General features: G+C 71.4%; 12 protein-coding genes. 4 read left to right on the forward strand and 8 right to left on the reverse strand.

Going from position 1 to position 14,980, the window contains the following annotated elements:
• Positions 1-130: 130 nt before the first annotated feature.
• A complete protein-coding gene (locus AB3X52_RS00005) occupies positions 131-925 on the reverse strand; it encodes a crotonase/enoyl-CoA hydratase family protein (RefSeq protein WP_367990493.1) in 795 nt (264 codons plus the stop codon).
• Between the two features lie 29 nt (positions 926-954).
• On the opposite strand from AB3X52_RS00005, the gene pgm reads away from it, so the two are divergent.
• From pgm to AB3X52_RS00025, 4 genes are all read left to right on the forward strand, one after another.
• The gene (pgm, locus tag AB3X52_RS00010) at positions 955-2,595 is read left to right on the forward strand and encodes a phosphoglucomutase (alpha-D-glucose-1,6-bisphosphate-dependent) (protein WP_367990495.1); all 1,641 of its coding nucleotides are present in this window, start codon (positions 955-957) and stop codon (positions 2,593-2,595) included.
• Positions 2,596-2,690: 95 nt separating this feature from the next.
• Entirely contained in the window at positions 2,691-4,067 is a 1,377-nt protein-coding gene (locus AB3X52_RS00015) for an MFS transporter (protein ID WP_367990497.1), read from the forward strand.
• A 40-nt stretch (positions 4,068-4,107) separates the two neighbouring features.
• Positions 4,108-4,851, forward strand: a complete 744-nt coding sequence (locus AB3X52_RS00020; protein ID WP_367990499.1) for an ArsR/SmtB family transcription factor — start codon at positions 4,108-4,110, stop codon at positions 4,849-4,851.
• 23 nt (positions 4,852-4,874) lie between these two features.
• Positions 4,875-5,597 (forward strand): Type 1 glutamine amidotransferase-like domain-containing protein, encoded by a 723-nt coding sequence (locus AB3X52_RS00025; protein WP_367990501.1) that lies wholly within the window; start codon positions 4,875-4,877, stop codon positions 5,595-5,597.
• A 41-nt stretch (positions 5,598-5,638) separates the two neighbouring features.
• On the opposite strand, the gene AB3X52_RS00030 is transcribed toward AB3X52_RS00025, so the two are convergent.
• The 7 genes from AB3X52_RS00030 to AB3X52_RS00060 all read right to left on the reverse strand — a co-directional run bounded on the left by AB3X52_RS00030 (position 5,639) and on the right by AB3X52_RS00060 (position 14,966).
• Complete coding sequence (locus AB3X52_RS00030; protein ID WP_367990503.1) at positions 5,639-6,436, reverse strand: ABC transporter ATP-binding protein; 798 nt, start codon at positions 6,434-6,436, stop codon at positions 5,639-5,641.
• Entirely contained in the window at positions 6,436-8,313 is a 1,878-nt protein-coding gene (locus tag AB3X52_RS00035) for a branched-chain amino acid ABC transporter ATP-binding protein/permease (protein WP_367990505.1), read from the reverse strand. The genes AB3X52_RS00030 and AB3X52_RS00035 overlap by 1 nt, the downstream gene beginning before the upstream one ends.
• Complete coding sequence (locus AB3X52_RS00040; RefSeq protein ID WP_367990507.1) at positions 8,310-9,194, reverse strand: branched-chain amino acid ABC transporter permease; 885 nt, start codon at positions 9,192-9,194, stop codon at positions 8,310-8,312. The genes AB3X52_RS00035 and AB3X52_RS00040 overlap by 4 nt, the downstream gene beginning before the upstream one ends.
• Positions 9,191-10,414 (reverse strand): amino acid ABC transporter substrate-binding protein, encoded by a 1,224-nt coding sequence (locus AB3X52_RS00045; protein ID WP_367990509.1) that lies wholly within the window; start codon positions 10,412-10,414, stop codon positions 9,191-9,193. Before AB3X52_RS00045 ends, AB3X52_RS00040 begins: the two co-directional genes overlap by 4 nt.
• A 189-nt stretch (positions 10,415-10,603) precedes the next feature.
• Positions 10,604-12,949, reverse strand: a complete 2,346-nt coding sequence (locus AB3X52_RS00050; RefSeq protein WP_367990511.1) for an alpha-ketoacid dehydrogenase subunit alpha/beta — start codon at positions 12,947-12,949, stop codon at positions 10,604-10,606.
• Positions 12,942-13,493, reverse strand: a complete 552-nt coding sequence (locus AB3X52_RS00055) for a VOC family protein (RefSeq protein WP_367990513.1) — start codon at positions 13,491-13,493, stop codon at positions 12,942-12,944. Before AB3X52_RS00055 ends, AB3X52_RS00050 begins: the two co-directional genes overlap by 8 nt.
• Before the next feature lie 18 nt (positions 13,494-13,511).
• Positions 13,512-14,966 carry an NAD-dependent succinate-semialdehyde dehydrogenase gene (locus tag AB3X52_RS00060; protein WP_367990515.1) on the reverse strand — a complete coding sequence of 485 codons (1,455 nt, stop codon included), beginning with the start codon at positions 14,964-14,966 and terminating at the stop codon, positions 13,512-13,514.
• Between the last annotated feature and the right edge of the window lie 14 nt (positions 14,967-14,980).

Here is a 14,980-nt window from a genome sequence, read left to right on the forward strand (position 1 = left end):
GGTACGTGTGGGAGCGCCACAACCGACATCTCGCGTGGATGAAACCGACATCTCGACCCGTCCGAACCGACATCTCGCGCGGGTGGGGGTCAGCGGGTGGGGGTCAGCGGGTGGGGGTCAGCGGGTGGGGTCAGCGGGCGCGCGGCTTGTAGGCCGGGGTCTCGCGCTTGAAGGCCGCCTTCTGGGCGATCTTGACGTTGGCGCCGGCGAGCAGGAAGACCTGCTCGAGGCGCTCGCGCGCGAAGGTGGCGCGGGGCGAGCGGTGCCAGGTGGAGTTGAAGAGCCGCTTGGCGGAGGCGAGGGCGTCGGGCGACTTGGTGGCCAGCTCGTGGGCGAAGGCCGTCGCGGCGGCCACGGGGTCGGAGGTGACCTCGGTGACGAGGCCGAGGTCGTGCGCCTCCTTGCCGCTGAGCATCGCCGCGGTCATGGTGAGTCGCTTGGCCTGGTCGATGCCGACGACCTCCGCGAGTGAGCGGATGCCGGTCATGTCGGGGATGATGCCCCACTTGCCCTCGAGGACGGACCAGGTGGAGTCGGGCGCCGCGAACCGGAAGTCGGCACCCAGGGCGATCTGGACGCCGCCGCCGAGGCAGTGACCGGAGACGGCCGCGATCACGGGCGCCGGCACGCGCCGCCAGGCCCAGGCCGCCTCCTGGAAGGTGTTGGTGCCCCGCCACGGCCGCGGCACGAAGGCCGTCCACATCCGGCGCGGCTGCTTCATCACCGAGGCGAAGTCGAGCCCGGCGCAGAACGAGTCGCCCGCGCCCGCGAGCACCACGGCCCGCACCGTCCGGTCGGCCCGCAGCCGGTGGGCGGTCTCGGCCAGCTCGGCGAGGAGGTCGAGCGTCAGCGCGTTGAGCTTGTCGGGCCGGTTGAGGCGGACCTGCGCGATGCCGTCGATGATCTCAGTGGTGACGAGGGACATGGCGTCAGCGTATTGGCAGGATGGGGGACATGGCCGACCCCCGCGCAGGAACCCCCGCCACCTCGGACGACCTCGTCGACGTGCCCCACCTCGTCACGTCCTACTACGCACTCGAGCCGGATCCGGAGGATCCGGCCCAGCAGGTCGTGTTCGGGACGAGCGGCCACCGCGGTTCCTCGCTCAACGCTGCCTTCAACGAGACCCACATCCTCGCGACGACGCAGGCGATCTGCGACTATCGCCGCGAGCAGGGGTACGACGGCCCGCTGTTCCTCGGCCGCGACACCCACGGGCTCTCGGAGCCGGCCTGGACCACCGCGCTCGAGGTCCTGATCGCGAACGACGTGGCGGTGCTCGTCGATGACCGCAACGGCTACACCCCGACCCCCGCGGTGAGCCATGCGATCCTCCGCGCCAACCGGGGCCGGACGACGGGCCCCGGTCTGGCCGACGGCATCGTCGTCACCCCGTCGCACAACCCACCGACCGACGGCGGCTTCAAATACAACCCGCCCCACGGCGGCCCCGCGGACAGCGACGCCACGCAGGTCATCGCCGCCCGCGCCAACGACCTGATCGCGGCCGGCCTCGACGGGGTGAAGCGGGTCCCGTTCGCCCGCGCGCGAAGCCGGGTGGCGTCGTACGACTTCCTGGGGACGTACGTCGACGACCTCCCCCACGTGGTGGACCTCGACGCGATCCGGAGTGCCGGCGTACGGATCGGCGCGGACCCGCTGGGGGGCGCGAGCGTCGCCTACTGGCACGAGATCGCCGAGCGGCACCGGCTCGACCTGACCGTCGTCAACCCGTCCGTCGACCCGACCTGGCGCTTCATGACGCTCGACTGGGACGCGAAGATCCGGATGGACTGCTCGAGCCCCTACGCGATGGCGAGCCTCATCGACAAGCGCGCCGACTACGCGATCGCGACGGGCAACGACGCCGACTCCGACCGGCACGGCATCGTCACCCCCGACGCCGGTCTGATGAACCCCAACCACTTCCTCGCGGTCGCCATCGACCACCTCTTCGGCGGCGCCCGCCCGGACTGGCCAGCCACGGCCCGGATCGGCAAGACGCTGGTGTCGAGCTCGATGATCGATCGGGTCGCGCAGGCCGTCGGCAAGCCCCTGGTCGAGGTGCCGGTCGGCTTCAAGTGGTTCGTCCCCGGCCTGATCGACGGCAGCTTCGGCTTCGGCGGCGAGGAGTCGGCCGGCGCGTCGTTCCTGCGTTTCGACGGCACGGTGTGGACCACCGACAAGGACGGCATCATCCTCGCGCTGCTGGCCTCGGAGATCCTGACGCGCACCGGCAAGACGCCGAGCCAGCGCTACGCCGAGCTGGTGGCGCAGTTCGGCGACCCCTCCTACGCCCGGATCGACGCGCCGGCGTCCCGCGAGGAGAAGGCCAAGCTGGCGGCCCTCTCCCCCGACGACGTGACCGCGACGGATCTCGCCGGCGAGCCGATCACCGCCAAGCTCACCGAGGCGCCCGGCAACGGCGCCGCGATCGGCGGGCTGAAGGTGACCACGGAGTCGGCGTGGTTCGCCGCGCGACCGAGCGGCACCGAGGACGTCTACAAGATCTACGCCGAGTCCTTCCAGGGTCCCGACCACCTCGCGCAGGTGCAGGAAGAGGCCAAGGCGGTCGTCTCCGCGGCGCTGGGCTGAGGTTGTGAGTGTCAGCGCGGGCCATCGGCCTCGCTGACACTCACAACCCGCACGATTCGTCCGGCGCCGAACCGTTCCGGCACGACGATGGAGACATGCCCGAGGACCTGATCGACGACGTATGCCCGGAGTCGACGATGGCGCCACCACTGCGGACGCTGACGTTGGTCGCGCTCTCGCTCACCTTCGGTCTCGTGCAGCTGGACGCGACCATCGTCAACGTCGCGCTGCCGACGTTGCGCACCGATCTCGGCGGCGGCGTGGACGCGGCCCAGTGGGCCGTCGACGGGTACGCCGTCCCGTTCGCGGCGCTGCTGCTGTCCGCGGGCGCCGTCGGCGACCGGTGGGGACATCGCCGGTCCTGCGTCGCCGGCTTCGCGCTGTTCGGCGCGGCCTCGGTCGGCGCGGCCCTAGCGAGCGGCTGGACCATGCTCATCGCGGCCCGCATCGCCCAGGGCGTGGGCGCCGCCGCGATGCTGCCGGCCTCGCTGGCGATCATCACCCGGCTCTACCCGGACAGCAGGGAACGCTCCCGGGCGCTCGGCCTCTGGGGCGGCGTCGCAACCCTGGGCTTCGCCTCCGGACCGCTCCTCGGTGGACTGCTCATCACCCACCTCGGCTGGCCGGCCATCTTCTGGGTCAACCTCCCCGTCGCCGCGGTCGTGGGCGGCACCATCGCCGTGCTCGCACCCGCCGACGAGCCCACGGCCCGCCGACTCGACCCGCGCGGCACCCTGCTCGGCGTGGTGGCGCTCGCCGCCGTGACCGCCGGCTTCATCGAGGGCGGCCAGGCACGGCTTCCCCTGACCGTCGTCCTGCTCGCCGGAGGCGTCGTCGCGGGCGGGCTGTTCGCACGGTCCGAGCACCGTGCCGCAGAGCCGCTGGTCCCGGCGGCGCTGGTCGGCTCGGCCACGTTCCGGTGGGCCCTCGCGACCGGCTTCGCCTTCAACTTCGCGATGTACGGGGCCCTCCTGTGCGTCTCGCTGGCCCTGCAGGGGCCCTACGGCTTCTCCGCGCTGGCCGGCGGTCTCGCCGTTCTTCCGATGGCGGTCGTGGTGAGCGTCGGAGCGACCGCCAGCGGGCACCTGGCGGCGGCGCTCGGGCCGCGGCTCCCGATGCTCGCCGGCTTCTCCTGCGCCGGCGTCGGTGCGCTCGTCATCGCGATCGGCGCGCTGGCGTCCTCACCCACCACGATCATCGTGGGCCTCGCCGCCGTGGGGCTCTGCTCCCTGGCGATGCCCGCGATGACCTCGGTCGCGCTCGACACCGCACCGTCTGGGCACGCCGGCCTGGCCGGCGGCTCCCTCAACACGGCGCGACAGGTCGGTGGCGCCGTGGGCGTCGCACTCCTGGGCGCCGTGCTCAACGTCGGCGGCGACCGTGCCGGCTTCGCGCTCGCACTCCTCCTCGCCGCGGGGACGTGCGCGGCCGCGCTGCTGAGTACGGTGAAGGCGACCGGAGACGAGGCATGATCACCGCAGTGACCACCGGAACGACCACAGGAGCGCGACGATGAGCGGGGACGCCGACCTCGCCCGGGTCGCCGAGTTGATGGCCGACCGGGCGCGCAGCCGAATCCTGCTGGCGCTCACCTCCGGCAGAGAGCTGTCCGCCAGCCTGCTGGCGGACGAGGCGGGCGTGAGCCGGTCGACCGCCAGCGCCCACCTGCGCAAGCTGACCGAAGGAGGGCTGATCGCCGTCCGTGCCGACGGCAAGAACCGCCACTACCGCCTCGCCGGCCCGGCCGTGTCCGAGGTCCTCGAACGCCTCATGGAGCTCGCCCCGCCCGAGCCGATCACCTCCCTGCGGGCGAGCACGCGCGCCAGCCAGATGCGCCGGGCGCGCTCCTGCTACGACCACCTGGCCGGCCAACTGGGGGTCGGCATCATGCGGAGCATGCTCGAGCGCGGGTTCCTCCTCGGTGGGGACGGCGGGTTCCACCCGGGCGGCGAGGGCGCGGACCGGCCCGCGGCGTACGGGCGCGACCTCGACTACGAGCTGACCGGCAGCGGTCGCGACTTCCTCGACGACGTCGGCGTACGGCTGCCTGGGGGCCGACGGCCGCTGGTCCGCTACTGCGTCGACTGGACCGAGACCCGGCACCACCTCGCCGGTCAGGTCGGCCGCGGCCTCCACGACCGGTTCCTCGAGGCCGGCTGGGTCGAGCAGCGGGCGTCCAGCCGCGCGGTCCGGGTCACCTCGGCCGGTGCCGCAGCGCTCGACCGGCTCTTCGGGCTGGTCGTGGAGCCGGGCTGAGACGGGCGGCTAACCTCGCGCCCATGCTCCTCGGCACCGGCACGGTCCTCACCCTCGGCGGCGGTGGCTTCTCGATGCCCGAGGTGCACGGCGCCGACGTCTCGCCCCTGGACGCCTTCCTGCTCTCGCTCACCGGCAAGAAGCGACCGAAGGTCTGCTTCGTCGGCACGGCCAGCGGCGACTCGGCGAGCTACGCGCGGCGCTTCCTCGACGCGTTCGCGGGCCGGGCCGAGGCCAGTGTGCTCACCCTGTTCGGCCAGGCCGACTTCCCCTTCACGCCGCCCGAGCATCTGCTCACCCAGGACGTCGTGTACGTCGGCGGCGGCTCGACCGCCAACCTGCTCGCGATCTGGCGGCTGCACGGGCTGCCGGAGATCCTGCGGCGCGCCGCCGCGGACGGCACGGTCCTCGCCGGCATCTCGGCCGGCATGAACTGCTGGTTCGAGGGCTCCTCCACCGACTCGTTCGGTCCCCTCGCCGCGCTCCGCGACGGGCTGGGGTTCCTGCCCGGCTCCGCGTGCCCGCACTACTTCGGCGAGGCCGACCGCCGGGCGGCGTACCACCGCATGGTCGCGACCGGCGAGCTTCCCGACGGCCACGCCGTCGACGACGGCGTTGCGCTGCTCTGGCGCGACGGCGAGCTCGTCGAGGCGATCAGCGAGCGCCCCGACGGGAGGGCGTTCCGGGTGGCGCGCACCGGCAGCCGCGTCGTGGAGACACCGCTGCCGGTGCGCGAGCTCAGGTGAATGAGTGACCTCTCGACGGGAACGGGTGACCTCTCGGCGGTTCACTCCCCCTTGCGCGGCTCGGGAGCGTGGGCACCGAAGTACATCGCGGCCAACTCGGGATCGTTGATGATCGAGGCGGCGTCGCGCTGGGTGACGACCTTGCCGCTCTCCATGACGATCCCGTCGGTGGCCATCCGCATGCCGAAGCGGACATTCTGCTCGACGATGAGGATCGTCTTGCCCGACTTCTGCAGGACCATCACCGACTCGTGCAGCGTCTGCAGTGACTTCGGATCGAGCCCGAGGGAAGGCTCGTCGAGGAGCAGGAGGACCGGGTCGAGCATCAACGACCGGGCGAACTCCACCATCCGGCGCTGACCGCCCGACAGGTTGCCGGCGCTGTCGTGCGCCCGCTGCGCCACGATGGGGAAGAGGTCGGCGACCATGTCGAACCGCTGCCGCACCAGTGCCCGCTGCCGCCGGATGATGTAGGCGCCGAGCAGGACGTTCTCCCGGACGGTCATGGTCGGGAAGAGCGCGTTGGCCTGCGGCACCTGGGAGATTCCGCGGCGGAGGATCTCGTCGGGGCCGATCCGGTGGACCGGCTCGCCGTCGAGGTGGATCTCGCCCAGCCGTGGGCTGAGCAGCCCGCTGACCGTCTTGAGCACGGTGGACTTGCCGGCGCCGTTGGGCCCGACGATGCAGGCCACCGATCCCTTGGGGACGACGATGTCGACCCCCTGGAGGACGTCGCCGCCGCCGTACCCGGCCACGACACCGGAGATGCGCAGCATCTCGGGGGCGGTCGCCGTCGCGGTGTCGCCGGCGGGGGTGGAGGCGGTCTTCGGTGTGGTCATCACAGCGTCACCTTCGGTTCGGGGGCGGACTCCGGCTCGAGCAGGAAGTCGTCGCCGAGGTAGGCGTCGATCACGGCCGGGTCGGCCTGGATCTCGGCCGGGGTGCCGGTCGCCATCGTCCGCCCGCGGGAGAGCACGTGGACCGGGTCGCAGAGCCCCAGGACGAACGGCATGTTGTGCTCGACGATCAGGAAGGTCTTCCCGTAGGAGTTGAGCTCGCGGATCATCTCGCCCATCCGATCGATGAGGACCGGGTTGATGCCGCCGGCCGGCTCGTCGAGCAGGATCAGCCGCGGGTCGAGCATGAGCACCTGGGCAAGCTCGACCATCTTCTGCTGGCCGTAGGAGAGCGCCCTGGCCTTCTGGTCGCGATAGGCGCGCATCCCGACGTACTCCAGGAGCTCCTCAGCGGCCTTCGCCTCCGGGCCGCTCACCGCGATCCGGCCGAGCTGCTCGAGCGAGAACGAGCGCTGGGCCGCCACGACGTTCTCCAGGACCGTGAGGTCTCCGAAGAGCCTCGTGATCTGGAAGGTCCGGCCGAGCCCGCGGTGGGCGCGGGCCCAGGACGGCAGGCCGTCGATCCGCTCGCCGGCGAGCCACACCTCGCCGCTGTCGGCGTGGATGGTGTCGTCGATGAGGTTGAACAGCGTGGTCTTCCCCGAGCCGTTGGGGCCGATCAGACCGGTGATGGAGCCCTCGGGTACGACGAGGGAGGCGCCGTCCACCGCAGCGAGCCCGCCGAACGACTTCGTGAGCCCCTTCACCTCGAGCAGCGGCTTCGCCTGCGCGGCCGGCTCCCGCTCGACCACGGTGAGGCTCGCGGTGAGCGAGGCCAGGCTGCCGCCGGTGCCGATCCGGGCGCCGGAGAGACCCGCACGGCCACGGTTGCGGACCTTGTCGATGAGCTCCTCGATCGCCGGCAGGATGCCCTGCGGCAGGAAGACCACGACCGCGATCAGCAGGCCCCCGAAGAGGAAGAGCCGGGTGTTGCCGCCGCCGAGGTTGTTGTTGGCGATCTCGTTGAGCGGCTCGATGATGAACGCGCCCAGCACCGGGCCCCACAGGCTCGCCTTGCCGCCGATGAGCAGCGCCAGCACGATCTGGACGCTCAGCAGGATGCTGAACATGCCGCGCGGGTCGATGAAGGTGAGGTAGTAGCCGTAGACCGCGCCGGCCATGCCGACGAAGAACGAGCTGGCGACGAACGCGATCACCTTCTCCACCGGCAGGTTGATGCCGATGGTCGCAGCCTTGGTCTCGTCCTCGCGGATCGCGATGAGACCCATGCCGAGCTTCGTCCGCCGGATCCACCAGGCCATCAGCAGCTGCAGCCCGAGGATCGCGACCAGGGCGTAGTGGAAGGGCCAGTTGAGCATGTCGCTGCTCCACGACGGCAGCGGCAGCGTCAGTCCGGCGGTCCCGCCGGTCAGCGAGGACCAGTTGACCGCGATCACCTGGACCAGGAAGAGGAACGCGACCGTGATGATCACGAACGACGGGCCGCGCGAGCGGAGCGAGACCAGCCCGAGCACCAGGGCGAGGAGACCGCCGACCACACCGGCGAGCGGCACCCACCACCACGGGCTCACGCCGGGCACCCGGGTCGCGAGCACACCGATCGTGTAGCCGCCGACGCCGATGAAGGCGCCCTGGCCGAGGGAGATGTAGCCGGCATAGCCGGCGATGATCGACAGCCCGCTCGCCCCGACGGCGAAGACCAGGCTGAGGATGATCATGTTCTGGTAGTAGCGGTCGTCGCTCAGCAGCGGGAAGAGCACCAGCAGGAGCCCGGCCAGCGCCGCGAGGCCGCGGCCGGCCCAGCGGACCGGGTCGGAGGACGTCGTACGCGTCTTGACGGAGGTCGTCGCGGTCGTCATGCCGTCACCGCGTCCTCTCGGAGACGGGCGCCCAGCAGGCCCTGCGGCCGGAAGAGCAGCACCGCGAAGACGATCGCGTAGGGCACCGCGGTGGCCCACTCCGGCGAGACGTACGCCGAGGTGAGCACCTCGGCCAGGCCGAAGATCACCGCGCCGAGGACCGCGCCGTTGAGGCTTCCGAGGCCGCCGAGGACGACGATCGCGAGCATCCGGGCGATCCACTGGTAGTGGGAGCCCGGCACGAACGGATAGAGCACGCCGGTGATCGAGCCGCCGGCGCCGGCCGCGGCGATCCCGAGCCCGAAGACGGCAGCGGCCACGGCACTGACCTTGATGCCGACGAGCTCGGCCGAGGCGGGGTTGGCTGCGGCCGCCCGGATCGCCCGGCCGAGCCAGGTCTTGGTCAGCACGAGCCACAGCGCGACCAGCACCACGATCGCCAGCAGGCCGCCGTAGAGCTGCGCCTTGGGGACGAAGATCGCCCCGATGGTGAAGGACTCGTCGGCGTACGACGGCCGGATCGCCGTCGAGCTGTTGCCCCAGATCTCCCCCATCGCGCCCTCGAGCACCAGCGCGAGACCGAAGGTGAGCAGGACCGTCGAGGACATCGGAGCGGTCCGGATCGGCCGCACCAGCAGGTGGTAGGTCACCCAGCCCAGCGCGAAGACGATGACCATCGTCAGCACCGTGGCGAGGAGCGGGTCGATGCCGAGCGCGTCCCAGAGCGTGTAGGTGATGAACGCTGCCAGCACGAGGAACGCGCCGTGGGCGATGTTGATCACCCGCATCACCCCGAAGATCAGGCTCAGACCGGCCGCGGCGAGGGCGTAGACCCCACCGAGGAGGAGGCCGAGGACGAGGTTCTGGACGAGCTCGCTCACTGGGCACCGCCCGGGGTCCAGGCCGGCTTGATCTTGGCGGTCGCGGCACCCTCCGGGAGCACGATCCGGGCCTGGCCGCCCTGCCACTGGCCGATCAGGTAGGAGCCGATCGGGGCACCGGTGTCGTCCCACTTGAGCGGGCCGAGGATGGTCTGCACGGTGTGGCCGCGCAGCCAGTCGGCGAGCTTGGTCTGGTCGTCGGCGCTGCCGACCCCCGCGACCGCGGCCTGGAGCACCTGGCCGGCGGCGTACGCGTCGGCGGCGTCCTCCGCCGGCAGCTCGCCGTACTTCTTCTTGAAGGCCGCGACGAAGTCGGTGTTGCCCGGCGTCTTGGCCTGCGGTGAGTAGCTGACCGCGAAGGTGACGCCCTCGGTGTTCTTCGCGCCGATGCCCTTGGCGTACTGCTCGCCGAAGGAGGGCGCATTGGTCTCGAAGTACATCTTCGGAGTGAACCCGGCCTTCAACATCGCGCGGGTCAGGCCCACGCCGTCCTCGAACTGCGCGCCGTGGAAGACGAGGTCGGGCTTGACGTTCTTGATGGCCGCGGCGATCGTGTCGAAGTTCTTCGTGTCGATCGCGTAGGTCTGCTTGTAGACCGTCTTGACGCCCGCCTTCTCCAGCGCCTTCCGCGCCCCCTCGACCACCGGCGCGGCGAACGGATCGTCGAGCGTGGGGTACGCCGCCGTCTTGGGCCGCTCGTCGGCCGGCAGCGACGCGATGTACTCGGCATACGGGATGCCCTGCTGGTCGGAGACCGCCTGCTGGGAGAAGAAGAGGTACTTGAAGCCGCGGCTGAACATCTCGGGCGACCCGCCGGCGGGCTCGACGTAGAGCATCTGGTTCTTCTCCGCGACCGCCGAGGCCGGCAGATTGAGCAGTGAGGAGAACGTGCCGAGGAGCAGGGAGACCTTGTCCTGGCTGATGAGGGCGTTGTAGTCGGAGACGATGGTGTTCTGGTTGGACGCGTCGTCCTTCACGACCAGGTCGACATCCTTCCCGAGCAGGCCACCGTCGGCGTTGACCATCTGGCGCCAGATCTCGTAGCCCTGCTTGGCCGCCGCACCGGGTTGCGAGAACTCACCGGTGAGCGGCAGCGAGGTGCCGACCTTGATCGTGTCGCCCGAGGCGCCGGAGCTCTGGCCGCAGCCGACCAGCCCGAGGCCCACCAGGCCGGCCAGTGCGACCGCGGTGACACCACGGCGCAGGGAGTCGTGCCACATGCTTCCTCCTGAGGTTCTTCCGCAATCGTTTGCGGCGGTTTCTAGTGTGTGATCCGTGCCACACCCTGTCAAGGTCAGGGCAGAAGAGCGGCGGCCTTGAGGGTCGACAGGGCAGCAGATGACGCGAGCTTCAGCAGCAGGTCATGCAAACGGTTGCCATCTCGAGCGCGGCGAAGCGGCGCGAGCAGCTCAGCGGTTCCCTCCTCCGGGGCGCCCCTCGACGATGTCAGCAAGGGCGGAGAGGAGCCGCGCGACCGCGTCCGTGGAAGCGCCCGCGTCCGGGCCCGTCGGCCGCGGCACCGCGACGCCGGTCAGCGTGGCCGGAGCCGCCGGGCGCGCTGTCGCCCCGGGGCTGAAGTCGGCGAGTGCTGCAAGAACCTCCTCCTTCCCCGCGATCGCGGCGCGCTCGAGCACCTTGCTGATGCTCGGGGAGGCCTCGCCGGCGGTGACCCGGTGGACCGGGCCGTCGAGCAGGTCGGCGAAGCGGCGGTGGAGCTCGTCACCGAGCCAGCCGCCGTACGACGTCCCCACCGGCCCCTGCTCGGCGATCAGCACCCGGCCGGTCTTGGCGATGCTCTGCTCGACCGTCTCCCAGTCGAACGAGGCCCGGTCGAGCCAGCGCAGATCGATGACCTCGGCGTCGACGCCCCCACCGGCGGCGGCGAGCTCCTCGACGGCGTCGAGCACGTGCCGTGTCATCCCGAGGTAGGTGAGGATGGTGAGGTCGGAGCCGGAGCGGCGCACCGCCGCCTTGCCGACGGGCAGGCAGTAGTCGAAGTCGTCGACCGGGCCGAGGCCGCGCGAGGTGTAGAGGTCGACGTGCTCGAGGACGACCACCGGGTCGTCGCACGCCAGCGCGGCGTTCATCAGCCCGACGTAGTCGTAGGGCGTGGTGGGCGCGACGATGCGCCAGCCCGGCGCGGTCGCGAAGATCCCGGCCGGGTCCATGGAGTGCTGAGAGCCGTAGCCGGTCCCCATCGCCACCTTGCTCCGCAGCACCAGCGGGACGCCCTCGCCGCCGCCGAACATGTGCCGGGCCTTCCCGATCTGGTTGAAGATCTGGTCGGCCGCGACCCACATGAAGTCGGCGTACATGAACTCCACGACCGGCCGGTAGCGACCGTCCATGGCAATCCCGCCGCCGAGGCCGGCGAAGGCGTTCTCGCTGATCGGCGTGCCGAGTACGCGCTCGGGCCACCGCTCGGCCAGGCCGCGGGTGGCGCCGTTGGTGCCGCCGTTGAGCCGGTGCACGTCCTCCCCCAGGACGACGACGCGCGGGTCGGTCTCCATCCGGCGCCGCATGACCCCGGAGATCGCGTCGATGAAGCGGACCTCCTCCACCGGCACGGCATGCCCCTCAGCGGGCACGATCCGCGCCCCGGCGAGCTCGCTGAGGTCACCCCGGACGCCGACGTCGACGAACTCCGGCGAGGGCCACTCGCTCTCCCGGATGCGTCGCTCGTTGGGCTTCCCTCCGGGCAGCGGCTCGAGGATCACGCTGCCGAGCTCCTCCATCAGGGCCTTGGCCTGCAGCTTCGCCTGGGCCGTCTCGGCGGGGGTCATGAGGCCGAGGCGCTCGAGCTGAGCAGCGGTCTGCCGCAACGGGTCGCGGTCACGCCAGCTCTTCTCCTCCTCCTTCGTCCGATAGCCGAACGCGCTGCCGGGGAACGTCCCGCTCTGGTGGAAGAAGCGGTAGGTCTCGGCCTCCACCACGGCCGGCCCGCGCCCCCGGCGCATGTGGTCGACCGCCTCGGTCGTCGCCAGGTGCACGGCCAGCGGATCCATGCCGTCGACCCGCCAGCTGGCGATGTTGAAGCCCAGGCCACGCGCCGAGAGCCGCGGCTCGGCGGTCGCCTCGCCGACCGCGGTGGAGACGGCGTACTGGTTGTTCTCGATGAAGAAGCAGAGCGGCAGGTCCCAGGCCCCGGCGAGGTTCATCGACTCCAGGGTCGAGCCGATGTTGACCGCGCCGTCGCCGAAGTAGGTCACCGACACCGCGTCGGTGCCGGCCTGGCGATGGGACCAGGCGTAGCCGGCCGCGAGCGGGACGCCGCCCCCGACGATCGCGTTGGTGCCGGTGCAACCGGCCTCCTTCCACTGCAGGTGCATCGAGCCCCCGCGGCCATGGCTCCAGCCGCGCTCGAGTCCACAGATCTCCCCGAGGGTCCGCAGCAGCACCTCGCGTACGCCGTCGGAGGGCGGCGCGAGCGGGTCGAGGCCCTTCGGTTCGACGTGGTGGAGCGCCTTGGCGAGGAACTGGTGGTGACCGCGGTGGGAGCCATTGATGGTGTCCTCGCTGGTGAGCGCGAGCGCCGAGCCGACGGCACCGGCCTCCTGGCCGATGCTCGAGTGCGCGGGGCCGTGGACGAGCCCGGCGGCGGCGAGCTCGAGGACGTACTGCTCGAAGGCGCGGACCAGCACCAGTTGGGCGTAGATCGTCCGCAGCAGGTCGGGGTCGGCGGCGTCCCAGTCGGCCTCGGTCGCGGTGATCTCCACCCACGGCGCGGCGGGGGTCAGGGGGTGGTGCTCAGGCATCGGTACTCCTTTGTCGGGGTGCCGCCACGGCGGCGTGCTCGCGGTCCCAGGCCTTGCCGCCGGGGTAGGAGACCAGCTCGAACTGCATCCCCCACGGCGCCAGGAAGTAGATCCAGCGGTTGCCCTGCGCGGGCCCGCTGCTGGCGGTCGGCCCTGCGAGCACGCGCACGCCGTGCGCGCGCAGATGCTCGACCGCGGCGTCGAGGTCGTCGACGTAGAGGGCGACGTGGTGGCCGCCGATGTCGCTGTTGCGCGGCACCGCGTCGCGCTGGTCGGGTGAGCGGTAGTGGAAGACCTCGAAGACCGCCTGGTCGCCGCAGCGGTACCACCGGTTCTCCACCATCTCGGCCCGCGGGTGGATGTTGAGGTGGGTCGTCATCCAGTCGGGGTCGCCGCTGTCGACGTCGTGACGGAAGGGGCCGAGCGAGTAGAGGTACTCACACCCCAGGACCTCGACGAGGAAGCGATCCGCCTCGTCGAGGTCGGGCACGGTGAACCCGAGGTGGTCGAGCCTCCTGAGGCCGGGCAGTCCGGGGTGCGGCATCGCAGGCACGGTTCCTCGTCACCAGCTGGTGGCGATGTACTTCGACTCGGTGTAGTCGAGCATCCCCTCGTGGCCGCCCTCGCGGCCGATGCCGCTCTGCTTCGTGCCACCGAAGGGCGCGGCCGGGTCGCTGACGATGCCTCGGTTGAGGCCGACCATCCCGGAGTCGAGCGCCTCGCTCACCCGCAGCCCGCGGGCGAGGTCGCGCGTGTAGACGTAGGAGACCAGCCCGAACTCGGTGGCGTTGGCCATCCGGACGGCCTCGGCCTCGTCGGTGAAGGTGACGATCGGCGCCACCGGTCCGAAGATCTCCTCCGCGAGGATCCCTGAGCCAGTCGGTACGTCGAGCAGGACCGTCGGGTCGAAGTAGAACCCCTCACGCTCGGGGCGGGTGCCACCGGTGACGACCCGCGCGCCGTCGGCGACGGCGGTCGCGACCAGCTCGGCGACCTTGTCGACCGCCTCGACGTTGACCAGTGGCCCCACTTGGGTGTCCTCGGCGATGCCGGGGCCGACGCGCAGGGCGGCCATCCGCTCGGCGAGCCGCCGGGAGAACTCCTCGGCGACCGACTCGTGGACGTAGAACCGGTTGGCTGCGGTGCAGGCCTCACCGGCGTTGCGCATCTTGGCGACCATCGCCCCCTCGACGGCGGCGTCGAGGTCGGCGTCCTCCAGCACGAGGAACGGGGCGTTGCCGCCGAGCTCCATCGAGCAGTTGACGACCTGGTCGGCCGCCTCGCGGAGCAGGAGCCTGCCCACCTCGGTGCTGCCGGTGAACGACAGCTTCCGCACCCGAGGATCGTGCAGCATCACGCTGACGACCGTGCCCGAGGACCGGGACGGCACGACGTTGACCACCCCGGCGGGTACGCCGGCGTCCTCGAGGATCTTCGCCATCAGCAGCGCCGTCAGCGGGGTGTCGCTGGCGGGCTTGAGGACGACGGTGCAGCCTGCCGCCAGCGCGGGCCCGATCTTGCGGGTCGCCATCGCGGCCGGGAAGTTCCACGGGGTGACGAGGACCGCGATGCCGACCGGCTGCCGGACGACCAGGATGCGGTTCGCCCCGGAGGGAGCGGTCATGACCGACCCTTCCGCGCGCACCGCCTCCTCGGCGTACCACCGGAAGAACTCGGCGGCGTAGGCCACCTCGCCCTTCGCGTCGCTGAGCGCCTTGCCGTTCTCCAGGGAGATGAGTGCGGCGAGCTCGGCGGAGCGGGCCTGCATGAGCTCGAAGGCGCGGCGGAGGACTTCGGCACGCTCGCGCGGCGCGGTCGCTGCCCAAGCCTCGGCCGCCGCGTCCGCGGCGTCGATCGCGGCGATGGCGTCCTCGACGGTGCCGTTCGCAACCGCCGCGATGGAGCCGCCGGTCGCCGGGTCGAGGACGTCGAAGCGACCACCGTCGGCCGCCGGAACCGGCTTCCCACCGACCCACAGGTCAAGGGGCAGGTCGGGGATCTGGTCAAGGGAGAACATGGGACCTCTCAACG

Source organism: Nocardioides eburneus (genome assembly GCF_040838215.1).
GTDB classification, from domain to species: domain Bacteria; phylum Actinomycetota; class Actinomycetes; order Propionibacteriales; family Nocardioidaceae; genus Nocardioides; species Nocardioides eburneus.